General features: G+C 64.5%; 20 protein-coding genes. 2 read left to right on the top strand and 18 right to left on the bottom strand.

The genetic code is table 11. The annotated features are described in order from the left end of the window. Positions 1-2: 2 nt before the first annotated feature. The 10 genes from rpsS to rpsL form a co-directional block, all read right to left on the bottom strand. Positions 3-284 carry a 30S ribosomal protein S19 gene (rpsS, locus tag ACIPXZ_RS00855; protein ID WP_066211549.1) on the bottom strand — a complete coding sequence of 94 codons (282 nt, stop codon included), beginning with the start codon at positions 282-284 and terminating at the stop codon, positions 3-5. Between the two features lie 12 nt (positions 285-296). Then, the gene (gene rplB / locus ACIPXZ_RS00850) at positions 297-1,136 is read right to left on the bottom strand and encodes a 50S ribosomal protein L2 (protein ID WP_400590166.1); all 840 of its coding nucleotides are present in this window, start codon (positions 1,134-1,136) and stop codon (positions 297-299) included. Between the two features lie 28 nt (positions 1,137-1,164). Then, positions 1,165-1,470, bottom strand: coding sequence for a 50S ribosomal protein L23 (gene rplW / locus ACIPXZ_RS00845; protein ID WP_400590164.1), 306 nt, complete (start codon positions 1,468-1,470; stop codon positions 1,165-1,167). Next, positions 1,467-2,087 (bottom strand): 50S ribosomal protein L4, encoded by a 621-nt coding sequence (gene rplD / locus ACIPXZ_RS00840; RefSeq protein ID WP_400590163.1) that lies wholly within the window; start codon positions 2,085-2,087, stop codon positions 1,467-1,469. Before rplD ends, rplW begins: the two co-directional genes overlap by 4 nt. Before the next feature lie 4 nt (positions 2,088-2,091). After that, positions 2,092-2,742, bottom strand: a complete 651-nt coding sequence (gene rplC / locus ACIPXZ_RS00835) for a 50S ribosomal protein L3 (RefSeq protein ID WP_400590161.1) — start codon at positions 2,740-2,742, stop codon at positions 2,092-2,094. 19 nt (positions 2,743-2,761) lie between these two features. Continuing rightward, complete coding sequence (gene rpsJ, locus ACIPXZ_RS00830; RefSeq protein WP_003803825.1) at positions 2,762-3,070, bottom strand: 30S ribosomal protein S10; 309 nt, start codon at positions 3,068-3,070, stop codon at positions 2,762-2,764. 447 nt (positions 3,071-3,517) lie between these two features. Beyond that, positions 3,518-4,708, bottom strand: coding sequence for an elongation factor Tu (tuf, locus tag ACIPXZ_RS00825; protein WP_400590160.1), 1,191 nt, complete (start codon positions 4,706-4,708; stop codon positions 3,518-3,520). A gap of 222 nt (positions 4,709-4,930) precedes the next feature. After that, entirely contained in the window at positions 4,931-7,045 is a 2,115-nt protein-coding gene (fusA, locus tag ACIPXZ_RS00820) for an elongation factor G (protein ID WP_400590159.1), read from the bottom strand. A gap of 69 nt (positions 7,046-7,114) precedes the next feature. After that, positions 7,115-7,585: a 30S ribosomal protein S7 gene (gene rpsG / locus ACIPXZ_RS00815; protein ID WP_305997136.1), complete on the bottom strand. Its 471-nt coding sequence runs from the start codon at positions 7,583-7,585 to the stop codon at positions 7,115-7,117. 1 nt (position 7,586) lies between these two features. Further along, positions 7,587-7,961 carry a 30S ribosomal protein S12 gene (gene rpsL, locus ACIPXZ_RS00810; protein WP_066211570.1) on the bottom strand — a complete coding sequence of 125 codons (375 nt, stop codon included), beginning with the start codon at positions 7,959-7,961 and terminating at the stop codon, positions 7,587-7,589. A 397-nt stretch (positions 7,962-8,358) separates the two neighbouring features. On the opposite strand from rpsL, the gene ACIPXZ_RS00805 reads away from it, so the two are divergent. Further along, on the top strand, positions 8,359-9,348 hold the full coding sequence (locus ACIPXZ_RS00805) for a patatin-like phospholipase family protein (protein WP_400590158.1): 990 nt from the start codon (positions 8,359-8,361) through the stop codon (positions 9,346-9,348). 103 nt (positions 9,349-9,451) lie between these two features. Here the strand turns inward: ACIPXZ_RS00805 and ACIPXZ_RS00800 are convergent, their stop codons facing one another. The 3 genes from ACIPXZ_RS00800 to ACIPXZ_RS00790 form a co-directional block, all read right to left on the bottom strand. Next, positions 9,452-13,351, bottom strand: a complete 3,900-nt coding sequence (locus tag ACIPXZ_RS00800; protein WP_400590156.1) for a DNA-directed RNA polymerase subunit beta' — start codon at positions 13,349-13,351, stop codon at positions 9,452-9,454. Between the two features lie 91 nt (positions 13,352-13,442). After that, positions 13,443-16,943, bottom strand: a complete 3,501-nt coding sequence (gene rpoB, locus ACIPXZ_RS00795) for a DNA-directed RNA polymerase subunit beta (protein WP_400590154.1) — start codon at positions 16,941-16,943, stop codon at positions 13,443-13,445. A 290-nt stretch (positions 16,944-17,233) separates the two neighbouring features. Next, the gene (locus tag ACIPXZ_RS00790) at positions 17,234-17,707 is read right to left on the bottom strand and encodes an aminoacyl-tRNA deacylase (RefSeq protein WP_400590152.1); all 474 of its coding nucleotides are present in this window, start codon (positions 17,705-17,707) and stop codon (positions 17,234-17,236) included. A 108-nt stretch (positions 17,708-17,815) separates the two neighbouring features. Here ACIPXZ_RS00790 and ACIPXZ_RS00785 point away from each other — a divergent pair, with 108 nt between their 5' ends. Then, complete coding sequence (locus ACIPXZ_RS00785; RefSeq protein WP_400590150.1) at positions 17,816-19,015, top strand: acetyl-CoA C-acetyltransferase; 1,200 nt, start codon at positions 17,816-17,818, stop codon at positions 19,013-19,015. Between the two features lie 87 nt (positions 19,016-19,102). On the opposite strand, the gene ACIPXZ_RS00780 is transcribed toward ACIPXZ_RS00785, so the two are convergent. From ACIPXZ_RS00780 to ACIPXZ_RS00760, 5 genes are all read right to left on the bottom strand, one after another. After that, positions 19,103-20,926 carry a bifunctional metallophosphatase/5'-nucleotidase gene (locus tag ACIPXZ_RS00780; RefSeq protein ID WP_400590148.1) on the bottom strand — a complete coding sequence of 608 codons (1,824 nt, stop codon included), beginning with the start codon at positions 20,924-20,926 and terminating at the stop codon, positions 19,103-19,105. A 263-nt stretch (positions 20,927-21,189) separates the two neighbouring features. Beyond that, complete coding sequence (gene rplL / locus ACIPXZ_RS00775) at positions 21,190-21,567, bottom strand: 50S ribosomal protein L7/L12 (protein WP_400590146.1); 378 nt, start codon at positions 21,565-21,567, stop codon at positions 21,190-21,192. A 62-nt stretch (positions 21,568-21,629) separates the two neighbouring features. Further along, positions 21,630-22,187, bottom strand: a complete 558-nt coding sequence (rplJ, locus tag ACIPXZ_RS00770) for a 50S ribosomal protein L10 (RefSeq protein WP_066211587.1) — start codon at positions 22,185-22,187, stop codon at positions 21,630-21,632. 353 nt (positions 22,188-22,540) lie between these two features. Continuing rightward, entirely contained in the window at positions 22,541-23,662 is a 1,122-nt protein-coding gene (locus ACIPXZ_RS00765; RefSeq protein WP_400590145.1) for a GNAT family N-acetyltransferase, read from the bottom strand. After that, positions 23,659-24,795 carry a GNAT family N-acetyltransferase gene (locus ACIPXZ_RS00760; RefSeq protein WP_400590143.1) on the bottom strand — a complete coding sequence of 379 codons (1,137 nt, stop codon included), beginning with the start codon at positions 24,793-24,795 and terminating at the stop codon, positions 23,659-23,661. Before ACIPXZ_RS00760 ends, ACIPXZ_RS00765 begins: the two co-directional genes overlap by 4 nt. Positions 24,796-24,866 lie beyond the last annotated feature (71 nt).

Raw genomic sequence — 24,866 nt, 5'->3', positions numbered from 1 at the left:
CCTTAGCGGCGCTTGCCCTTGCGGTCGTCCTTCACGTGGCCGCGGAAAGTCCGCGTCGGGGCGAATTCGCCGAGCTTGTGCCCGACCATCGACTCCGTGATGAAAACCGGCACGTGCTTGCGTCCATCGTGCACGGCGATCGTGTGACCCAGCATGTCCGGGATGATCATCGAGCGACGGGACCACGTCTTGATGACGTTCTTGGTGCCCTTTTCGTTCTCCTTGGCGACCTTCACGAAGAGGTGCTGGTCAACGAAAGGACCTTTCTTCAGGCTGCGTGGCATGTTTCCAGGCTCCTATCGCTTGTTCTTGCCGGTACGACGGCGACGCACAATGAGCTTGTCGCTTTCCTTGTTGGGGCGGCGGGTGCGACCCTCAGGCTTACCGTTCGGGTTGACCGGGTGACGGCCACCGGAGGTCTTGCCTTCGCCACCACCATGCGGGTGGTCGACCGGGTTCATGGCCACACCACGCACGGTCGGGCGGACGCCCTTCCAGCGCATACGGCCGGCCTTGCCCCAGTTGATGTTCGACTGCTCGGCGTTGCCGACCTCGCCGACGGTTGCGCGGCAGCGCACGTCGACGTTGCGGACTTCACCGGAAGGCAGACGCAGCTGGGCGAAACGGCCTTCACGAGCGACGAGCTGCACGGAGGCACCGGCGGAGCGGGCCATCTTGGCGCCGCCACCGGGGCGGAGCTCAACTGCATGGATCACGGTACCGACCGGGATGTTGCGCAGCGGCAGGTTGTTGCCGGGCTTGATGTCAGCGTTCGGGCCCGACTCCACGATGTCGCCCTGAGCGAGCTTGTTGGGAGCGATGATGTAACGCTTGGTGCCATCAACGTAGTGCAGGAGCGCGATACGAGCCGTACGGTTGGGGTCGTACTCGATGTGCGCGACCTTGGCGTTGACACCGTCCTTGTCGTGACGACGGAAGTCGATCACGCGGTACTGGCGCTTGTGGCCACCACCCTTGTGACGGGTCGTGATGCGACCGGTGTTGTTGCGGCCACCGCTCTTGGTGAGCGGACGCAGCAGCGACTTTTCCGGAGTCGAGCGAGTTACTTCGCTGAAGTCGGCCACGCTCGAGCCACGACGGCCCGGGGTGGTCGGCTTGTAATTGCGGATTGCCATAATTTATTCCTCGTTAAAGTGGTCTCCGCTACGAGAGCGGACCGCCGAAGATGTCGATGGTGCCTTCCTTCAGGGTGACAATCGCGCGCTTGGTGCTCTTGCGCTGCCCCCATCCGAACTTGGTGCGCTTACGCTTACCGGCACGGTTGATGGTGTTGATCGTGTTGACCTTCACGGAGAAGATCTTCTCCACGGCCAGCTTGATCTCGGTCTTGTTCGAGCGGGGGTCCACCAGGAAGGTGTACTGACCCTCGTCGATCAGGCCGTAGCTCTTTTCGGAGACCACGGGCGCGAGAATGACGTCACGCGGGTCCTTGTTGAAGACGGCGCTCACTTGGCTTCCTCCACGGTCTTGTTGTCCTTACCGGCAACGAAGGCGTCGAAGGCAGCCTTGGTGAAGATCACGTCGTCGGAGACCAGCACATCGTAGGTGTTGAGCTGGTCGACGTAGAGGACGTGAACCTCGACGAGGTTGCGCACGGAGAGTGCGGCAGCATCGTTGGCGCGGTCGATCACCACGAGCAGGTTCTTGCGGTCCGAGATCGCCTTCAGCGTGGCGCGGGCTTCCTTGGTGGACGGCGTAGTGCCGGCGACCAGGGACTCCACCACGTGGATGCGACCGTTGCGGGCGCGGTCAGAGAGGGCGCCACGCAGAGCGGCAGCCTTCATCTTCTTGGGGGTGCGCTGGCTGTAGTCACGCGGGGTCGGGCCGTGCACGACGCCACCACCGGTCATGTGAGGAGCACGGACGGAACCCTGACGAGCGCGGCCGGTGCCCTTCTGCTTGAACGGCTTGCGACCGGCACCGGCGACTTCGCCGCGGTTCTTGGTCTTGTGAGTGCCCTGACGAGCAGCAGCGAGCTGCGCGACGACGACCTGGTGCAGCAGCGGCACGTTGGTCTGGACGTCGAAGATCTCGGCGGGCAGGTCAACCTTGATGGTGTTGGCCATGGTACTAGGCTCCCTTCACGGCGGTGCGTACGAGGACGACCGAGCCGCGGGCGCCGGGGACGGCACCCTTGATCAGGAGCAGCGACTTCTCGGCGTCGACCGCGTGAACCGTCAGGTTCATCGTGGTGTGACGCGCGGCGCCCATGCGACCGGCCATTTTCAGGCCCTTGAAGACGCGGCTCGGGGTGGAGGCGCCACCGATGGAACCGGGCTTGCGGTGGTTCTTGTGGGCACCGTGGGAAGCACCGACGCCGTGGAAGCCGTGACGCTTCATGACACCGGCGAAGCCCTTGCCCTTAGTGGTACCGACGACGTCGATCTTCTGACCGGCCTCGAAGACCTCCACGGACAGCTGCTGACCGAGCTCGTAGCTCTCGGCGTCAGCGGTGCGCAGCTCGACGACGTGGCGGCGCGGGGTGACCCCGGCCTTGTCGAAGTGGCCGGCAAGCGGCTTGGTGACCTTGCGCGGGTCGATCTGGCCGAAGCCGATCTGAACCGCGGTGTAGCCGTCCTTCTCAGCATTGCGCAGCTGGGTGACGACGTTGGAGTCAGCCTGGACGACAGTGACGGGGATGAGCTTGTTGTTCTCGTCCCAGACCTGGGTCATGCCGAGCTTCGTGCCCAGCAGGCCCTTAACATTGCGGGTTGCGGTCATAGTTTTCTCAGCACCTCCCTCAGAGCTTGATTTCGATGTTCACGTCAGCCGGCAGGTCGAGACGCATGAGCGAGTCGACGGCCTTAGGCGTGGGGTCGATGATGTCGATCAGACGCTTGTGAGTACGCATTTCGAAGTGCTCACGGCTGTCCTTGTACTTGTGGGGAGAACGGATAACGCAGTACACGTTCTTCTCGGTGGGCAGCGGCACCGGGCCGACTACCGTTGCGCCTGCGCGCGTGACCGTCTCAACGATCTTCCGTGCCGAAACATCAATGACCTCGTGGTCATATGACTTCAGCCGGATGCGGATCTTCTGTCCCGCCATGTCGCCTGACTCTCTTTCAGTTAGGTGCGTTCCTGGAAAACCAGAACCGCTTTCGCATCTCTTTGCTGTTGTGCGCGGCTGCCGAAGCATTTGAAGTCGTGACTACCGCTCTCCGAACGAACTGAATCCGAGTGATCCCGGGTTCCTCAATCCATCGGAGCCTCCGACCCCCGCGGTCGGGCGTGTCGCGCTTCTCCAAGCACACCACACCGTCATTCAGAGGTGGATTGTCATTGCCCCTGCCTTCAACCTGGCCCCTGGCTCCCGGCATTATCCGGGGCGGGACGCGAAGAAGCGCGCGAGCAACCCTTCAAGTATGCCGCATCCTCGGCTCAAACGCCAATCGACCTCCCAGCGGCGCCTGATACCTGCGGAAACGCAGAATGCCCCACTGCCGAAGCAGTGGGGCATTCTCACCGGCGCGAAGCCGGAAGCGTCGTCAGGTGATTACTTGACGATCTTGGTCACACGACCCGAACCAACGGTGCGGCCACCCTCACGGATAGCGAAGCCGAGGCCCTCTTCCATGGCGATGGGCTGGATCAGCTCAACGCTCATCTCGGTGTTGTCGCCAGGCATGACCATCTCGGTGCCCTCGGGGAGGGTGATGACGCCGGTGACATCCGTGGTACGGAAGTAGAACTGCGGGCGGTAGTTCGAGTAGAACGGGTTGTGACGCCCACCCTCGTCCTTGGAGAGGATGTAGACGTTCGCCTCGAAGTTGGTGTGCGGGGTGATGGAACCCGGCTTCACCACAACCTGGCCACGCTCGACATCGTCGCGCTTCAGGCCACGGAGCAGCAGGCCACAGTTCTCGCCGGCCCAAGCCTCGTCGAGCTGCTTGTGGAACATCTCGATACCGGTGACCGTGGTCTTCTGGACCGGACGGATACCGACGATCTCGACCTCGGAGTTGATGGCGAGGGTGCCACGCTCGGCGCGGCCGGTCACCACGGTGCCACGACCGGTGATGGTGAAGACATCCTCGATCGGCATCAGGAACGGCTTGTCACGGTCACGGATGGGATCCGGAACGGACTCGTCGACGGCGGCCATGAGCTCCTGGACGGAAGCAACCCACTTGGGGTCGCCTTCCAGAGCCTTCAGACCGGAGACGCGGATGACGGGAGCGTTGTCGCCGTCGAACTCCTGGGAGGAGAGCAGTTCGCGAACTTCCATCTCCACGAGGTCGAGGAGTTCCTCGTCCTCAACCATGTCGGACTTGTTCAGCGCGACCAGCAGGTAGGGAACACCAACCTGGCGGGCGAGCAGAACGTGCTCGCGGGTCTGAGCCATCGGGCCGTCGGTAGCGGCAACCACGAGGATCGCGCCGTCCATCTGAGCAGCACCGGTGATCATGTTCTTGATGTAGTCAGCGTGACCGGGGGCGTCAACGTGTGCGTAGTGACGCTTCTCGGTCTGGTACTCCACGTGGGAGATGTTGATGGTGATACCGCGCTGGCGCTCTTCCGGAGCAGAGTCGATGGAAGCGAAGTCGCGCTGCTCGTTGAGATCCGGGTACTGGTCGTACAGCACCTTGGAAATGGCGGCCGTCAGCGTCGTCTTACCGTGGTCAACGTGACCGATGGTGCCGATGTTGACGTGCGGCTTAGTCCGCTCGAACTTTGCCTTTGCCACAGGTTCCTCCTAGAACATTTTTCAAGTGACGTGCTACTTCGCCGCGGGTGTCGCGGCAGAACTTGTACAAGTCTACTTGGGGGCAGGGGTTTTGATGAAATTGCGGTTCAGGGGCTGAACTGCCCCTGGGGCCGAGTTGTCGCGGCACCTCGGCGAGTAGCCGGAAGTTTCGCGACGACGGCTGGAGATCTGCGGGCAGACCTCCAGCCGAGGTGCGACAACTTACTCGCCGCGGCTCTTCTGAATGATCTCGTCGGCCACAGCCTTCGGGACCTCAGCGTAGCTGTCGAAGGTCATCGAGTACACAGCACGGCCCTGGGTCTTGGACCGCAGGTCGCCGATGTAGCCGAACATTTCGGACAGCGGGACGTTGGCACGGATCACCTTGACACCGGCGGCATCCTCCATGGACTGGATCATGCCACGACGGGAGTTGAGGTCACCGATGACGTCGCCCATGTACTCCTCAGGAGTACGGACCTCGACGGCCATGAGCGGCTCGAGGAGAACCGGGTTGGCACGGCGGGCGCCTTCCTTGAACACCTGGGAACCGGCGATCTTGAACGCCATTTCCGAGGAGTCGACATCGTGGTAAGCGCCGTCGATCAGGATCGCCTTCACACCGACCATCGGGTAGCCGGCCAGGATGCCGAACTGCATGGCGTCCTGGATACCTGCGTCGATGGAGGGGATGTACTCGCGCGGAACGCGGCCACCGGTGACCTTGTTCTCGAACTCGTAGAAGGTGCCGTCCGTGGTCTCGAGCGGCTCGAAGGAAACCTGCACCTTGGCGAACTGGCCGGAACCACCGGTCTGCTTCTTGTGGGTGAAGTCGACCTTCTCAACGGCCTTCTTGATGGTTTCGCGGTAGGCGACCTGGGGCTTGCCCACGTTGGCCTCGACCTTGAATTCGCGGCGCATGCGGTCCACCAGGATGTCCAGGTGGAGCTCGCCCATGCCGGCGATGACCGTCTGGCCAGTGTCCTCGTTGAGGGAGACCTGGAAGGTCGGGTCCTCAGCGGAGAGCTTCTGGATGGCCGTGGAGAGCTTCTCCTGGTCGCCCTTCGAGTTCGGCTCGATGGCGACGGAGATCACGGGCTCGGGGAAGCTCATGGACTCCAGCACGATCTGGTTCTGCGGATCGCAGAGGGTGTCACCGGTGGTGGTGTCCTTCAGACCGATGGCGGCGTAGATGTGGCCGGCGGTGGCGCCCTCGACAGGCATCTCCTTGTTGGCGTGCATCTGGAAGAGCTTGCCGATGCGCTCCTTCTTGCCCTTGGTGGAGTTGACCACCTGAGCGCCGGCCTCGACGTGACCGGAGTACACGCGGACGAAGGTCAGCTGACCGAAGAAGGGGTGCGCGGCGATCTTGAACGCGAGGGCGGAGAACGGCTCGTCAGCGCTGGGCTTACGGACCAGTTCCTCTTCCTCGTTGCGCGGGTTGTGGCCGATCATGTCCGGCACGTCCAGCGGGGACGGCAGGAAGTCGATCACGGCGTCGAGCATCGGCTGAACGCCACGGTTCTTGAAGGCGGAGCCACAGAACACGGGGTACAGCTCGGAGTTGACGGTCATCTTGCGGATGCCGGCCTTGAGTTCTTCAAGGGTGAGTTCTTCGCCCTCGAGGTACTTCTCCATGAGCTCTTCGGAGGACTCGGCGACGGTCTCGACGAGCTGTGCGCGGTATTCCTCGGCACGCTCCTTGAGATCGGCGGGGATCTCCTGGACCTCGTAGGAGGCACCCATGGTCACATCGCCCTTGGCGTCGCCAGGCCACACGAGTGCGCGCATCTCAAGCAGGTCCACGACACCGATGAAGTCGTTCTCGGAACCGATGGGCAGCTGCATGACGAGCGGCTTGGCACCCAGGCGGCTGATGATGGTGTCGACCGTGAAGTAGAAGTCGGCGCCCAGCTTGTCCATCTTGTTGACGAAGCAGATACGCGGGACGTTGTACTTGTCGGCCTGACGCCACACGGTCTCGGACTGCGGCTCAACGCCTTCCTTGCCGTCGAAGACGGCAACGGCACCGTCGAGGACGCGCAGGGAGCGCTCAACCTCGACCGTGAAGTCCACGTGACCGGGGGTGTCGATGATGTTGATCTGGTTCTTGTTCCAGAAGCAGGTCACCGCGGCGGAGGTGATGGTGATGCCGCGTTCCTTTTCCTGTTCCATCCAGTCGGTGGTGGACGCACCGTCGTGCGTTTCACCGATCTTGTGGTTCACACCCGTGTAGAACAGGATGCGTTCCGTCGTAGTGGTCTTGCCGGCATCGATGTGGGCCATGATGCCGATGTTGCGGACCTTGTTAAGGTCGGTAAGCACGTCCTGTGCCACGGTGTCTCCCTTTGAGATGGACTACACATCCGCCGCCGACCGAGTAGGCCGGCGGCGGAACGTGAGGTTTTACCAGCGGTAGTGAGCGAAGGCCTTGTTGGACTCGGCCATCTTGTGGGTGTCTTCGCGGCGCTTGACAGCGGCGCCGAGACCGTTGGAGGCATCCAGGATCTCGTTGCGGAGGCGCTCGGTCATGGTCTTCTCACGACGGGCCTTGGAGTAGCCGACGAGCCAGCGGAGGGCCAGCGCGGTGGCGCGGCCCGGCTTGACCTCGACCGGAACCTGGTAGGTGGCGCCGCCGACGCGGCGGGACTTGACCTCGAGGCTCGGCTTGATGTTGTCCATGGCCTTCTTCAGGGTTGCCACGGGATCATTGCCGGACTTCTCGCGAGCACCTTCGAGGGCACCGTAGACGATGCGCTCGGCGGTGGACTTCTTGCCGTCCACGAGAACCTTGTTGATCAGCTGGGTGACCAGCGGGGAGCCGTAAACCGGATCCGAAACGAGCGGCCGCTTGGGGGCCGGACCCTTGCGAGGCATATTACTTCTTCTCCATCTTCGCGCCGTAGCGGCTACGAGCCTGCTTGCGGTTCTTCACACCCTGGGTGTCGAGGGCACCACGGACGATCTTGTAGCGAACGCCGGGGAGATCCTTCACACGACCACCGCGCACCAGCACGATGGAGTGTTCCTGCAGGTTGTGACCCACGCCCGGGATGTAAGCCGTGACCTCGACGCCGCCGTTGAGGCGGACACGGGCGACCTTACGCAGAGCCGAGTTCGGCTTCTTCGGGGTGGTGGTGTACACGCGGGTGCAGACACCGCGGCGCATCGGGCTGCCCTTAAGGGCAGGAGCCTTGGTCTTGGAGACCTTCGGCGTGCGGCCCTTACGGACCAGCTGCTGAATAGTAGGCACTGTTCGTGTTCTCCATCATCTGGAGCGGCCGTTCCCGGCCACTCCCCATTTGCTTTGCCCCGGCCCGTGACCTCACGGCAAGAGCCGCGGATTCGCCAGGGCGAAGCACTTCAAAGAGATGCACATCCGGTCCATTCCGAAGAAATCCCAAAGGGCCCCAGACATGCAAAAGCGTGGCATTCGTTGTGCAAGTTACCCACAACATGGACGGTGTCCGCTGCCACTAAATCAATCAAATCAACTGTACCACGAGCGGCGCTCCCCCGCGGAATCCGCATCCGGCACCGGCCGTCCCTCCGCGCGTCGTCCTTGACTCGCGGCCCGGGACGGAACAGGATGCGAACAGCTGAACCCCCAGGCCGGGACGGCCTCCACCTCTACGGCTGAACGGAGTGTCATGGCGGACGCCGATCTGGTACTGGAAGGCGGAGGGGTGAAGGGTTCGGCTCTGGCCGGTGCCATCGCGGCCCTGGAGGGCGCGCCGTCGCCGTACACCTTCCACCGGGTGGCCGGCACCTCGGCCGGTGCGATCGTCGCCTCGTTCCTGGCCGCCGGCATGAGTTCCTCCCAGATCAGAGAAGTCCTGAACGAACTCGACTTCTCCCGGTTCCAGGATCGCAAGGGATTGCTGAGCCGGGTACCCGTCCTCGGCCCGGGCCTGGGGCTGCTCCTGCACCAAGGCCTCTACGCCGGCGAATTCCTGCACGACTGGATCTCCCGCACCCTGGCGGCCGAGGGGGTCCGCACCTGGGGCGATCTGCGGATGGATGATCCCGGGTCCGCTCTCCCCCGTGCCCAGCGGTACCGGCTCGTGGTGATCGTCTCCGACGTCTCCCGTGGACTGATGCTCCGGCTCCCCTGGGATTATCGGCAGCTCATGGGCGTGGATCCCGACAGCATCCCGGTGGCCGACGCCATCCGCGCTTCCGCATCGGTGCCGTTCTTCTTCCACCCCTGGCGCATGCCGATGAATCCACGGGTCACCGGTCACGACCGGATCGTCTGCGTCGATGGCGGCCTGCTCTCCAATTTCCCGATCGACGTCTTCGACCGCCACGACGGCCAAGCTGCACGCTGGCCGACACTCGGGGTCAAACTCTCGGGACATCAAAGTCTGCGCAGCCAGGACTGGAATCCGGAACACAACAGTGTGCAGTTCAGCTGGTCACTGCTCCACACGCTAATGAGTGCGCAGGAACGCACCCACATCAACGACCCGGCGATCCGGGCCCGGACGATCTTCGTGGACACCTCCCCCTACCGGCCGACGGATTTCAGTCTCGGCCAGGAGGACAAACAGATCCTCTACCAGTCCGGGATGAAGGCCGCGCAGCAATTCCTCAGACGCTGGGACTGGGCCGATTGGAAACGCCGCTTTCACGGCTGAGGACAGACCGGCCCGGAACCCGGCATCGCCGCAGACGGCAAGAGACCCCCACCGGATTCCGGTGGGGGTCTCTTCGCTATCGGCGCTTACGCTCCGACCAGGATCAGCGGTAGTCGCCACCCAGGTCGTAGTCGTCCAGCGGGATCGCGTGGAACTCGTTGCCGCCGTCGACACCCATGGGGTCATAGGAGAAGTCGCTGAAGGACGCCTGGGCGGAGAAGATGCTCGCCTTGGCTTCCTCAGTCGGCTCAACGTTCACCTCGGTGTAGCGCGGGAGACCCGTGCCGGCCGGGATGAGCTTACCGATGATGACGTTCTCCTTGAGGCCCAGCAGCGGGTCGCTCTTGCCTTCCATGGCCGCCTGGGTGAGCACCCGGGTGGTCTCCTGGAAGGAAGCGGCCGACAGCCACGACTCGGTGGCCAGCGACGCCTTGGTGATGCCCATGAGCTCGGGACGGCCGGAGGCCGGCTTCTTGCCCTCGGACACCACGCGACGGTTCTCGCCCTCGAAGCGGCTGCGCTCGGCGAGCTCGCCGGGCAGCAGATCCGAATCGCCGGACTCGATCACGGTGACGCGACGCAGCATCTGACGGACGATGACCTCCACGTGCTTGTCGTGGATGCCGATGCCCTGGCTGCGGTACACGCCCTGAACCTCGTCCACCAGGAACTTCTGCGCGGCACGGGGACCCATGATGCGCAGCACCTGCTTGGGGTCCACCGGACCCTGGACGAGCTTCTGGCCGACGCCGACGTGCTCGCCGTCGTTGACCAGCAGACGCGAACGACGCAGGACCGGGTAGGCCAGCTCTTCCGTGCCGTCGTCCGGGGTGACCACGAGGCGGACGGAGTTCTCGCCCTCCTCGATGGTGACGCGGCCGGCCGACTCGGAGATCGGAGCCACACCCTTCGGGGTACGGGCTTCGAAGAGCTCCTGGATACGGGGCAGACCCTGGGTGATGTCGTCGCCACCACCGGCGGACACGGCACCACCCGTGTGGAAGGTACGCATCGTCAGCTGGGTACCGGGCTCGCCGATGGACTGGGCGGCGATGATGCCGACAGCCTCACCGATGTCCACGGTCTTGCCGGTGGCCAGGGAGCGGCCGTAGCAGAGCGCGCAGGTGCCCACGGTGGACTCACAGGTCAGCACGGAGCGGACCTTGATCTCCGTGATGCCCGCAGCGAACAGCTCGGCGATGACCACGTCGCCGCAGTCGGTGCCGCCTGCAGCCAGCACATTGCCCTCGGCATCGACGACGTCGACGGCCAGGGTGCGTGCGTAGGCGCTGTTCTCGACGTTCTCGTCCAGGTGCAGCTCACCGTTCTCATCCACGATGGCGATCGGGGTGACGAGACCGCGCTCAGTGCCGCAGTCCTCTTCACGGACGATGACATCCTGGGAGACGTCCACCAGACGACGGGTCAGGTAACCCGAGTTGGCGGTACGCAGAGCGGTGTCGGCCAGACCCTTACGGGCACCGTGCGTGGCGATGAAGTACTCGAGCACGGACAGGCCCTCGCGGTAGGAGGACTTGATCGGGCGCGGGATGATCTCACCACGCGGGTTGGCCACGAGGCCACGGATACCCGCGATCTGACGAACCTGCATCCAGTTACCACGGGCACCGGAGGAGACCATGCGGTTGATGGTGTTCATCGGGGAGAGCGACTTGCGCATCACACCGGCGACCTCATCAGTGGCCTTGCCCCAGAGCTCGATCAGTTCCTGACGGCGCTCGTCTTCGTCGATCAGACCCTTGTCGTACTGACCCTGGATCTTCGCGGCCTTGGCCTCGTACCCGGCCAGGATCTCCGGCTTGGCGGCAGGCACCTCGATATCCGAGATGGCGACCGTCACGCCGGAACGCGTGGCCCAGTAGAAACCGGCGTCCTTGAGGTTGTCCAGCGTCGCAGCCGTGACGACCTTGGGGTAACGCTCGGCCAGATCGTTGACGATCCGGGAGAGCTCGCCCTTGTCCGCGACGGCTTCGACCCACGGGTAATCCGCAGGCAGGGTGTCGTTGAAGAGCACCTGTCCAAGAGACGTCTCGACGATGGTCCGCTGACCCGGCTCCCAGCCCTCGGGAGCTTCCCAGCCCTCGTACGGCACGAAGTTGTCCAGGCGGATCTTCACCTTGGAGTTCAGGTGCAGCTCGCGGGAGTCGAAGGCCATGACGGCTTCGGACACGGACGAGAAGATCCGGCCTTCACCGGCGGAGCCGACGCGCTTGGTGGTCAGGTGGTACAGACCGATGATCATGTCCTGCGAAGGCAGGGTCACCGGGCGGCCGTCCGAGGGCTTCAGGATGTTGTTCGAGGACAGCATCAAGATGCGGGCCTCGGCCTGTGCCTCCGGGCTCAGCGGCAGGTGCACAGCCATCTGGTCGCCGTCGAAGTCGGCGTTGAAGGCAGCACACACGAGCGGGTGCAGCTGAATGGCCTTGCCTTCCACGAGCTGCGGCTCGAAGGCCTGGATGCCCAGACGGTGCAGGGTGGGTGCACGGTTGAGCAGCACCGGGTGTTCGGTGATGATCTCTTCCAGCACGTCCCAGACCTGCGGACGGTAACGCTCCACCATGCGCTTGGCGCTCTTGATGTTCTGAGCGTGGTTGAGGTCCACCAAGCGCTTCATCACGAACGGCTTGAAGAGCTCCAGAGCCATCTGCTTGGGCAGACCACACTGGTGCAGCTTCAGCTGCGGGCCGACGACGATGACCGAACGGCCGGAGTAGTCGACGCGCTTGCCGAGGAGGTTCTGGCGGAAACGACCCTGCTTGCCCTTGAGCATTTCGCTCAGGGACTTCAGCGGACGGTTGCCCGGACCGGTGACGGGGCGGCCACGGCGGCCGTTGTCGAAGAGGTTGTCAACAGCTTCCTGCAGCATGCGCTTTTCGTTGTTGACGATGATCTCCGGCGCACCCAGCTCGAGCAGACGCTTGAGACGGTTGTTGCGGTTGATCACGCGACGGTACAGGTCGTTGAGGTCGGAGGTCGCGAAGCGGCCACCGTCCAGCTGGACCATGGGGCGCAGTTCCGGCGGGATCACCGGAACGGCATCCAGGACCATGCCCAGCGGGCTGTTGTCCGTGGTGAGGAACGCGTTGACGACCTTGAGGCGCTTCAGCGCACGGGTCTTACGCTGACCCTTGCCGTTCTGGATGATGTCGCGCAGGAGCTCGGCTTCGGCCTCCAGGTCGAAGTTCTCCAGACGCTTCTTGATCGCCTCGGCGCCCATGGAGCCCTCGAAGTACATGCCGTAACGGTCACGCAGTTCGCGGTACAGGCCCTCATCGCCCTCAAGGTCAGCGACCTTGAGGTTCTTGAAGCGGTCCCAGACCTGCTCCAGGCGCTCGATGTCGGCGTCCGCACGCTTACGGACGTTCGCCATCTGACGGTCCGCGGAGTCACGGGCCTTCTTCTTGTCGGCGGCCTTGGCTCCCTCGCCCTCCAGGCGGGCGAGCTCGTCCTCGAGGTCACGGGCGATCGCGGCGATGTCGGCATCGCGGGTGTCGACCAGCTGCTTCTTCTCCACATCGTGCTCGATCTGGAGGTTGGGCAGCTCGGCGTGACGGTTGTCCTCGTCGACACTGGTGATCATGTACGCGGCGAAGTAGATGACCTTCTCAAGGTCCTTCGGAGCGAGGTCGAGGAGGTAACCGAGACGGGACGGCACACCCTTGAAGTACCAGATGTGGGTGACGGGAGCGGCGAGCTCGATGTGGCCCATGCGCTCACGGCGCACCTTGGCACGGGTGACCTCGACGCCACAGCGCTCACAGATGATGCCCTTGAAGCGCACGCGCTTGTACTTGCCGCAGTAGCACTCCCAGTCGCGGGAGGGGCCGAAGATCTTCTCGCAGAAAAGACCGTCCTTCTCCGGCTTCAGAGTGCGGTAGTTGATGGTTTCCGGCTTCTTGACTTCGCCATAGGACCACTGACGGATGTCATCCACAGTGGCCAGGCCGATCTGCATGAGGCCGAAGGAAGATTCGCTGGACATGGAATCCTGTTCTCTCTTGTCTGAAAAGTCTTGACTGTCTTAGAAGAGGCGGGGTGCGACGGCGGCGGGTGACCGCCGCCGTCGCACGTCACTACACCTCTTCGACGGAGCTGGGCTCTGCGCGGGACAGATCGATACCCAGTTCCTCAGCAGCCGTGAAGACTGCATCGTCAGAGTCACGCATCTCGATCGTGGTGCCGTCCGTGGAGAGGACCTCCACGTTCAGGCACAGCGACTGCATTTCCTTGATCAGAACCTTGAAGGACTCGGGGACACCCGGTTCCGGGATGTTCTCACCCTTGACGATGGCCTCGTAGACCTTCACGCGGCCGTGGATGTCATCAGACTTGATGGTGAGGAGTTCCTGGAGCGTGTACGCCGCGCCATAGGCCTCCAGGGCCCACACTTCCATTTCACCGAAGCGCTGGCCACCGAACTGGGCCTTACCGCCGAGCGGCTGCTGGGTGATCATGGAGTACGGACCGGTGGAACGGGCGTGGATCTTGTCGTCCACCAGGTGGTGGAGCTTCAGGATGTACATGTAGCCCACGGAGATCGGGTCCGGGAACGGCTCACCGGAACGACCGTCGAACAGACGGGTCTTGCCGGAGGAGTCGATCAGGCGATCGCCGTCACGGGTGACGTTGGTGGAGTCCAGCAGACCGGAGATCTCCTCCTCGCGGGCACCGTCGAACACCGGGGTGGCCAGGGTCTGGTTCGGACCGGTTTCACGCGGCAGATTCGGAAGGTTCTTGACCCACTCCGGCTCTCCCTCGATCTTCCAGCCGGTCTTGGCGACCCAGCCGAGGTGCGTTTCCAGCACCTGACCGACGTTCATTCGACCGGGGACACCCAGCGGGTTGAGCACGACGTCGACGGGGGTTCCGTCTGCCAGGAACGGCATGTCCTCGATCGGCAGGATCTTGGAGATGACGCCCTTGTTGCCGTGACGGCCGGCGAGCTTGTCACCGTCCGTGATCTTGCGCTTGGCGGCCACGTAGACGCGCACCAGCTGGTTCACGCCCGGGGGCAGCTCGTCGTCGTTGTCGCGGTCGAAGACGCGCACGCCGATGACCGTGCCGGACTCGCCGTGGGGAACCTTCAGGGAGGTGTCACGGACTTCGCGGGACTTCTCACCGAAGATGGCGCGCAGCAGACGCTCCTCCGGGGTCAGCTCGGTCTCACCCTTGGGAGTGACCTTGCCGACCAGGATGTCGCCGGCTTCGACCTCAGCACCGATGTGGATGATGCCACGCTCGTCAAGGCCCGCCAGGACCTCTTCCGAGACGTTCGGGATGTCACGGGTGATCTCCTCGGCACCGAGCTTGGTGTCGCGGGCATCGATCTCGTGCTCCTCGATGTGGATGGAGGACAGGACGTCCTCCGCCACCAGGCGCTGGGAAAGGATGATGGCATCCTCGAAGTTGTGTCCCTCCCAGGACATGAACGCCACCAGCAGGTTGCGTCCGAGGGACAGCTCGCCCTCGTCGGTGGAGGGGCCGTCGGCGATGATGCCGCCGACCTCGAGGCGCTGGCCTTCGTTCACCAGGACACGGTGGTTGTAGCAGTTGCCCTGGTTGGAACGCGAGAACTTGCCGATCCGGTAGCTGGTCTCGGTCCCGTCGTCGTTGAGCATGACGACCAGATCCGCGGAGACCTCGCTGACGACGCCGGCCTTGCGGGCCACGACGACGTCACCGGCGTCGACCGCTGCTGCGCGCTCCATGCCGGTGCCCACGAAGGGGGCCTCGGCGCGGACCAGCGGCACGGCCTGACGCTGCATGTTGGCACCCATGAGGGCTCGGTTGGCGTCGTCGTGCTCCAGGAACGGAATCAGGGCCGTCGCCACAGACACCATCTGGCGCGGGGAGACGTCCATGTACTGCACGTCCTCGGCCGGGATGAGCACGGGCTCGCCGCCGCCGCCGCGCTCACGCACGAGGACGGCTTCCTCGGTGAAGCGGTTGTCGGCGTCCAGCGGCGCGTTGGCCTGGGCGATGACGACCTCGGCCTCGTCGTCGGCGGTCAGGTACTCGACCTGGTCGCTGACGACGCCGTTCTCCACCTTGCGGTACGGGGTCTCGATGAAGCCGAAGGCGTTGATCCGACCGTAGGAGGCCAGCGAGCCGATCAGACCGATGTTCGGGCCTTCAGGGGTCTCGATGGGGCACATGCGGCCGTAGTGGGACGGGTGAACGTCTCGGACTTCCATGCCTGCGCGGTCACGGGACAGACCGCCCGGGCCCAGCGCCGAGAGACGGCGCTTGTGCGTCAGACCGGAGAGCGGGTTGTTCTGGTCCATGAACTGCGAGAGCTGGGACGTTCCGAAGAACTCCTTGATCGCAGCGACCACGGGACGGATGTTGATCAGCGACTGCGGGGTGATCGCCTCGACGTCCTGCGTGGTCATGCGTTCGCGGACGACACGCTCCATGCGGGACAGGCCGGTGCGGACCTGGTTCTCGATCAGCTCGCCCACCGCGCGGATACGGCGGTTGCCGAAGTGGTCGATGTCATCGACCTCGACCCGCAGATCCACTTCCTCGCCGTCGCGGGCACCCTTCAGGGTGGTCTCGCCGGCGTGCAGAGCGACCAGGAACTTGATCATGGCCACGATGTCCTCGACGTGGAGGATGGAAGCCTCGCGGTCGGAGAGCGGACGGTCGATGCCGAGCTTGCGGTTGATCTTGTACCGGCCGACCTTGGCCAGGTCATAGCGCTTGGCGTTGAAGTAGAGGTTGTCCAGCAGGTTCTGGGCGGCCTCGACGGTGGGCGGCTCGCCCGGACGCAGCTTGCGGTAGATGTCCAGGAGGGCTTCCTCCTGGGTCTGCGTGGTGTCCTTCTCGAGGGTTGCGCGGATGGAGTCGTACTCGCCGAACTCCTCCAGGATCCGGCCCTCGGTCCAGCCGAGCGCCTTCAGCAGCACCGTGACGGACTGCTTGCGCTTGCGGTCCAGACGGACGCCGACCTGATCGCGCTTGTCGATCTCAAGCTCGAACCAGGCACCGCGCGACGGAATGATGCGCGCGGTGTAGATGTCCTTGTCGCTGGTCTTGTCCGGAGCCTTCTCGAAGTAGGCGCCCGGGGAACGGACCAGCTGGGATACGACGACACGCTCGGTGCCGTTGACGACGAAGGTGCCCTTCTCCGTCATGAGGGGGAAGTCACCCATGAACACGGTCTGCTGCTTGATTTCGCCCGTGTTGTTGTTGATGAACTCAGCCTTGACGTACAGCGGGGCGGAGTAGGTCGCGTCGCGATCCTTGCACTCGGCCATGGTGTACTTGGGCTCGTAGAACTCAGGATCGGAGAAGCTCAGGGACATGGTGCCCTGGAAGTCTTCGATCGGCGAGATCTCTTCGAAGATGTCGGCGAGGCCAGAGGTGGTGGCCACTGAATCGTCGCCGGCCTCGATCGCCGCAGCGACCTTGGCCTGCCAACGCTCGTTGCCTACCAGCCAGTCAAAGCTGTCCGTCTGGAGAGCAAGCAGGTTGGGGACGTCAAGCGGTTCGTGAATCTTCGCGAATGAGATGCGACGGGTCGCACCATCGGTGGTAGCGGTTTCGTTGTTTGGGGTGCTCGAGGCGACCAAGAGGGTTCCTTCCACAGACCTTCGGGCTGGACAGCCCTCCCCCTTTTGAGTGCCAGTAGACGCTGCACACGCTGGGCACCACCTGTCCGGGACCGCTATATGACCCGGGACCGCTCTGAAACGCCGGCAGAAAACTGCTTAAACGCCACAGGCACGACCAGCCCACCGCTATATGAAGGCTGACGGTACAGAGGGAAGACGCAAATACCCACGGTACAGGACAGAAACGAATATGTCTACCCCAGTCACTAGGCCCGCGTCAAGCCGAGCCGCGACCCGGCGAGCCGTCCTCAGCCCTCCGGGACCGTGATGTCGGCGACCGTCGCGTCGTAGGCCCGGATCAGCTGATCGGCATCGACGAAGAGGCTGAACCCATGGGCACCGGCACCCATCGCGACGCGCTGCCCGACGATCGTCTCGTCCGCGAAGACCGGCCACTCCCCCGCACTTCCGATCGGTGTGATGGTTCCCCGCTCATAACCGGTCGCCTCGAATGCCAACTCGGCCTCGGGGAGACGAAGACGGTTCACGCCCACCACCGCTCTGAGCTTCGGCCAGGAGATGGCCCGTCCGCCTGGGACGAGAGCGAACAGATAGCTTCCATCGGAGCGCTTCACCACGAGGGTCTTGACGATGCTCGACGGCGGGATCTCCAGCAACGCCGCCGCCTCCGCCAAGGACTTCGCAGCGGGACGCTCGCGCACTTCGATCTCAAGGCCCCGCACTGCGGCGGCCTCGCGTACCCGGGCGTGCGGATCTGGCATGATTCCCTCCTCGGACGGACCGTTCCTCTTCATCCTGTCAGACCGGGCGTCCCCGGGACAGCACACGATAGCCTTGTCGCAGTACGCCACGACGGAAAGCGAAGGCCCATGTCCACCCTTGAAAACAACAACGACGTTGTCATCCTCGCAGCGGCCCGCACCCCCCAGGGCCGCCTGAACGGGCAGCTCGCCGCCAAGACGGCGGTCCAGCTCGGAAGCCACGCCATCAAAGCGGCCGTGGAGCGGGCGGGGATTGACCCTTCTGAAGTCCAGGCCGTGATCATGGGCCAGGTCCTGCAGGCGGGCGCGGGCCAGAACCCGGCGCGTCAGAGCTCCATCGGCGCAGGCATCGGCTGGGACGTTCCGGCGATCACTCTGAACAAGGTCTGCCTCTCCGGGCTGACTGCCGTGATCGATGCCGCACGCCTCATCCGCGCCGGCGAGGCCGACGTCGTCGTCGCCGGCGGCCAGGAATCCATGACGCGCGCCCCGCACCTGCTGCCGGGCTCCCGGCAAGGCTGGGCCTACGGGACCGTTCAGGCGCTCGACCACGCCGCGCACGACGGGCTGACGGACGCCTTCGACGGGCAGTCGATGGGCCTCTCCACGGAGAGCCTCAACCTGACGCTCGGCATCGATCGCAAGGCTCAGGACGAAGTGGCAGCCGCATCCCACCAGAGGGCGGCCCAGGCCATCGATGGCGGCGTCCTCGCCGAGGAGATCGCGCCGCTGAGCATCGCCCAGCGTAAGGGTGAGCCGAAGATCGTCGACACCGACGAGGGCGTCCGGGCAGGCACCACCACCGAGACCCTCGCTCCGCTGAAGGCCGCATTCGCCACCGACGGCACCATCACGGCGGGCAACTCCTCTCCGCTGTCGGACGGCGCGTCCGCGCTGGTCCTGGCCTCCCGCGCCTACGCCGAACAGCACGGGCTCGACTACCTCGCCGTCGTCGGCAAGCCCGGCCAGGTGGCCGGCCCGGACAACTCGCTGCACTCCCAGCCGTCCCACGCCATCAGCGCCGCTCTGAAGCGTGCGGGCTGGTCCGTGGAGGATCTGGACTTCATCGAGATCAATGAGGCCTTCGGATCGGTGGCGGTCCAGTCCCTGAAGGATCTCGGATACCCGCTGGAGAAGTGCAACATCCACGGCGGCGCCATCGCCCTCGGACACCCGATCGGGGCCTCAGGCGCACGCCTGGCGCTGCACGCCGCCTACGAACTCAAGCGCCGCGGAGGCGGCAAGGCCGCCGTGTCGCTGTGCGGCGGCGGCGGCCAGGGCGAGGCACTGCTGCTCTACCGCGGCTGATCCTCACCCACCCTCTTACGCGAGAAGCCAGTTGAGCACAGTGTCCGGCGTCCGGACTGTGCTCAACTGGCTTCTCGCGTAAGGGGCTCAGGCGGTAACGGTCAGCGGAGCACCGTTGGCGAGCAGCTTCCAGTCCTGACGGCTGAACACCGAGGCGTCCAGCGTTCCGTGCTCGACGACGTAATCGATCATGAGCTGGCGGATCTCCTGCTGACTGTTGCTCAACACGGGTGCGGCGGTCACGCCCGGGTAGCTCCCGCCGCCGCTCTGCCGGTAGTTGTTGATGGCGAGGGCGAACTCCATGCCGTCCGGCACCGGGGCGCCGCCATAGCTCAGGCCCTGAATACGCTGTCCGACGGGCTTTGCGACGTCGATGCTGTATTCCAGCGGTGCATCCAGACCGTAGACGATGTCGTAGTTGTAGTCCGGCGTGCCCGTCGGCGCCAGCGCCGTGGGGGCGTTGGTCAGGTCCTTCGCGGCCACCGTGCTTCCCTGGACACCACGGTAGTAGCTTGCGGACCACTCCAGATAGGCCTTGAGCTGCGCTCCGGTGAACTTGATGCTGAGCAGCGTGTTGTCGAAGATGTACAGGCCCGCGATGTCGCGGATGGTGAGCGGCCCCGCCTTGACGTCCACCTCTCGGGAGAACGGCGCTGCGATGGAAAGCACCGGCAGGGCCGCGTACTCACCCTGCGCGAGCTCGCCCTTGATCCGGCTGGCCTGGACGAAGTTGATGGCGTCGATGGCAGCGGTGTCCTCCCAGCACGCCGTCGCCGTGGACAACGGAGCGGTGGATGTTCCGATGACGGTGTTCACATAGCCGACGGCGGCCTGGTGGGCGGAACCGACGGCGCGGACAATCCACGGGTCCTCCGGCGCGGTCTTCGCGTCCAGCAGGTGTGAGTGCGCCGCCTTCACGGTCCAGGAGCCCCGTTCCTTCACCAGGTCCAGATCGATGACGGAGACCCTCATGCCCCAGCGCAGCGGCTCGGTGAGAAGAACCTGGCGCCCCGTGGTCTTGTTCACCACGAAGCGCTCCGGGATCTCCTGGTGCGCATGTCCGACGAGAATCGCGTCGATGCCGGGGACCTCCTCGGCAAGCTGTGTGGAGGCGTTCTCCGGGAAAGGCAGAGCGTCACCGTAGGAGGAACCCGGGGTCGCTCCGGAATGGCAGGACACGATCACCACGTCGGCACCCGCGGCCTTGACCTGCGGGATCACGACCTTGGCTTCCTCGACGATGCCGTTGAAGGTCAGCTTGCCCTCCACATTGTGGCGGTCCCACAAGGCACAGCCGGGGGTGACGAAGCCGACCAGGCCGACGGTGACCCAGCCGTTGGCCGTCTTGACCCGCTTGAGGATGTACGGACGGAAGGCGTGAGCGCCGCTTCCTTCCGTGTGGACATTGGCACCCAGCAAGGGGAAGTCCAGCTGCTTCTCCCAGGTGCGCAGCACATCGATCCCGTAGTTGAACTCGTGGTTGCCGAGAGCCACGGCGTCGTAGCCGAGTTCGTTCATGGCCAGCGCCATGGGGTGCTTGACCGTCCGGGAAATGGGCTTGATCTTCGCGAAGTAGTACGCGAGCGGGGTGCCCTGAATGGTGTCGCCGGCGTCCAGGGTGAGGGTGTTCGCCGCCCCACGTTCGGCCCGGACCGCCTTGATCAGGGAGGATGCCTGAGCGATGCCGATCTGGTTGCCGTCTTTGTCCGAGTACGCGGCGTTCTTGTAGTAGTCCCAGTTGAAGACGTTGTTGTGCAGATCGGTGGTCCCCAGGACCGTCAGCCGGAAGTTCTTCTTGTCCCGGCCCGGTGCGGCCTCGGCGGGCGTCGCGAGAAGGGCACTCGCGCTGGAGCCGGCGACGACGGCGGCGGCCAGCATGGCTCGACGGCTGACGGATGTGGATTCGCTCATGGGTGCTACCTCGGGTGAGTGATCTGCGACGCTGCCCGACGGACGCCGGGCGGTCGGGGCGAGTGGGCCCAAAGCGTCAGTCTAGGTCCGTTCCTCAGGCTGGGGAAGGAGTTGTGAAACGATTCCTGAATTGTTCACCCGAGGTTGGAACAAGCCGTCGAAAACACCCGGACAGCGGAAAACCCCGCCCACCGAAGTGGACGGGGTTTTCGCAGAGATCAGCTTCCGTTCCGAGTGGAACGGGGAACCGAACCGAAACCGAATTACTTGACGGTGACGGTGGCGCCGGCAGCCTCGAGCTGCTCCTTGGCCTTCTCGGCAGCTTCCTTGGTAGCGCCCTCGAGGACGGCCTTGGGAGCACCGTCGACCAGGTCCTTGGCCTCCTTCAGTCCGAGGGAGGTCAGGGCGCGCACCTCCTTGATGACACCGATCTTCTTGTCGCCAGCGGCCTCGAGGATGACGTCGAACTCGGTCTTCTCCTCGGCCTCTTCAGCAGCGCCGCCACCGGCGGGGCCTGCAACGGCAACAGCTGCTGCGGTGACCTCGAAGGTCTCCTCGAACAGCTTGACGAACTCGGAGAGCTCGATGATGGTCAGTTCCTTGAAAGCTTCGATGAGCTCTTCGTTGCTGAGCTTCGCCATGATTGGCGTCCTTCCTTTAGTTGGTGCCTGCGCACCACAGTGTGTGGGTGGGGAGAAGAGGATCAGGCCTCTTCGGAAGCGGCCTCGGCCGGAGCCTCGGCAGGTGCTTCCTCAGCGGCGGGCGCCGGAGCGCCGTTCTCTTCTTCGAGCTTGATGCGCAGGGCATCAATGATGCGGGCAGCTGCGGCAGCCGGGGCCTTGAGGACACCGGCGACCTTGGCGAGCTGCAGCTCACGGGACTCGAGAGCGGCCAGAGCGGCAACTTCCGAAGCGTTCAGAGCCTTGCCCTCGAAGTAACCGGTCTTGATGACCAGCTGCTTGTTGGCCTTGGCAAAGTCCGTGAGGCTCTTGGCAGCAGCAACGGCGTCGCCCTTGATGAAGGCGATTGCGGTGGGGCCTGCGAGCTGGCCGTCGAACGCGTCGACACCGGCTTCCTTGGCAGCAATCGCGGTCAGGGAGTTCTTGACGACGGAGTACTTGGTCTCCGCGCCCAGAGAACGACGCAGCTCCTTGAGCTGTGCGACAGAGAGCCCGCGGTATTCGGTCAGGACAGCGGCGGTCGATTCGTTGAAATCGGTGGTGATCTCAGAAACTGCGGCCACCTTGTTCGGCGTTGTCATAACCCTCCTTCCGGGGAATCAGGCCGGTCAGGAAGGTCCTTTTGCTCGTGGCGAATGCCTCGCCTCAAGTGCGCAGGGGCACCAACAAAAAACGCCCCGCGCAGGCGCACGGGGCATCATTCAGGACGAATCCTGGAAGCTCGGTTCACCTGCGCCGGCCGCCCTTATGCTGAAGGGTCCTTCGATGGATCCCCGCCCTGCTCGTCGTACGCGGCGCAAGCCAGGCCACTTCGAACAAGGGGAATCCAACAACCGACGGTCTTTGGTACTTCAAGCTTACGGGAGACCCTTGGAACTCGGCAAATCGGACCGCGCGGCCCGTCGTCGAGTGGTCATGCGGCCCGTAGACGGACTCAGGTCACCTTGGGCGTACGGAAGTCCGGGAGCTGCTTCTGCCACAGACCGGTCACACCCGCCGTGTGGAATCCCAATTGCTGATTCACGGTCAGCAGATAGCGGTTCTCCAGGGCGTTCCAGGTGTAGATCACCCGCACATCCGGGAAGAGGTCCTGAAGTTGCTGCATATTGGAGATCTTGAGCAGCAGGCCCAGCTTGTTACCCCGATGCCCGAGGTGCACGTGGGTCTCGTCCTGAAACACCACGTCCTGCCGCTGGGGCAGCACGCTGATGGTCGTCACCCCGACCAGCGCACCGCTCTCGATGTGCTCGACGGCGGTGACCACCGTCCGCCGGCCTTGCGCCATGGCGATCTCCTCCGCACGCCGGAGCGCCTCGGCGTCGTAGTCCTCCCAGTCCTCGGGTGGCATGCCCGCCTCGGCGGCTTCGGCCAGCGTGAGGTCTTCAGCCGAGGAGTCCAGAGCCGCCACATCCGCCAGCCACTGCTCGGGGCAGCGGTCCCGCCAATGGTGAAGTCGGTACCGGCCGGCGTTGGCGGACTCCGCCTCGGCGAGCAGATCACCTTCGAGGACCGTGTCCAGCGGCAAGGCGCACGAGCTGAACTGCTCGATCCTCTCCAGGACGTAGCCGCCACGACGCGCGAAGTCGACGGACCGGCTGGAGAGCGGGACGAATCCGGGCCCACTGTCCGGGAGGAGACTCTCCACCCCATCGCCGAGGCTCGCAGCCGGGTGGTTCGTATCCACGAAAAGATGCCGCCTCCCCTCCGCGCGGGCGAAGTGCTCGGCCGCCCCGATCAGGCCTCTCCCGACACCCCGGCCCTGAGCCTCCGGCAGGATGTCCAGGGTGAACTCCGCAACCTCCACATCACCGAGCAAGGGCAGGGAGATGTCGGCCACCCCGACGATCCGCCCATCGAGCCGGGCCACCAGCAGCACCTGCCGCTCGTAGGGGTCCCGGAGTTCGTAGAGCTTCTCCAGAGGCGTGTAAGCGAGGTCGTCACTGCCCCAGATCGACTGCCGGACGCGGCGGGACACCTCGACTGCGGCCAGGAAGTCATGGGAATCCTCCCCGTCCAACGAGTCGGGGATCCACAACTGCTCGATCTGAAGGCTCACGTCTGCTTCCCGTCATCCATACCGATCGCGGGACGGTCCACCAGATGGCACTGCCACTGGCCGTCATACCCGGCCGGCCTGAATCCCATGGCCGTATTGATGGCGAGCATGTGGTCGTTCTCGTTGGCGTTGTAGGTGTAGATACGCCGCACGGCAGGGAACGCGTCCACCAGACGCAGCAGGTTCTCCGCCTTCATCCACTGCCCCAGCGCATGGCCGCGGTGGTCCGGCAGGACCAGGGTGTTGTCCTGGTGACCCACCTCCGGGTTCTCCGGCACGTACTCCAGCACCGAGTAACCTGCCAGGGCCCCCGTGGCGCGGTGCCGAGCAGCCGTGGTCACGGCGCGTGTCCCGGCGGAGCGACGTCGTTCGTCCATCTCACGCACCCGCTCCGCGTCGAACGCCTCCTCCCCGAGCTCCAGCCCGCCGAGAGGGATCTCCGTGGACATGCTCGTGGAGAGCCTCGCCAGATCCTCCAGGAATTCCTCGGGAGCCTCGTCGAGCCAGGAGACCAGCTCATATGCGCCCTCGGCCCGTCCCGCTGCGGATTCCAGGAGGAGACGGGTCTCCCCCAGGGTGCCCTCCGCCAAGACCAGCATGCTGGTGCGTTCCACCTGTTCCAACACGTAGCCGCGGGCCAGAGCGAAACGGACCGCCCGGGAATCGAGCGGCACGCTGCCGCTCCCCGTACCAGGACGGAGCCGCTCACCGCTCTCCTCATCGGCGCCGACTGAGTGCTCTGTCCCCGTCTGCACCACGGTCCGGCCATGGGACAGGGCAACCGTCTCCAGGTGTTCCGCCAAGGCCCTCCCCATCCCGCGGCCCTCGAAGTCCGGATGGACGCCCAGGCCCAGCCATGCGGTGTCCAGGTTCTCCTGACGCGGAAAATGAATCCAGGCACGGGCTACGATCCGCCCCTCACAACGGATGAAGAAGACCTCGAGGCGGTGATACGGCGACTCCTGCCACATGGTCAGGCGTGCACCGTTCGGAGTGGCGAGGTCCAGGGATCCCTGGGCCGCCTGGATGAGGACATTCGTCAGCTCGCAGAGCTGCAGAAAGTCCCCGGCATCAGGCGAATCCACGGAATCCGGCAACACGAGCTGCTCAATGGTGAAGGTGCTCTGCGTCATGTTCACCACACTACCCGCCGGGTACGACAGAGGCCGCTCAGCGTGAGCTGAGCGGCCTCTGTCAGACGTTC

Origin of the sequence: Arthrobacter sp. NPDC090010 (assembly GCF_044748305.1) — a bacterium.
In the GTDB taxonomy this organism is placed as follows: Bacteria; Actinomycetota; Actinomycetes; order Actinomycetales; family Micrococcaceae; genus Arthrobacter_E.
This window is presented reverse-complemented; position numbering and strand designations above follow the sequence as displayed.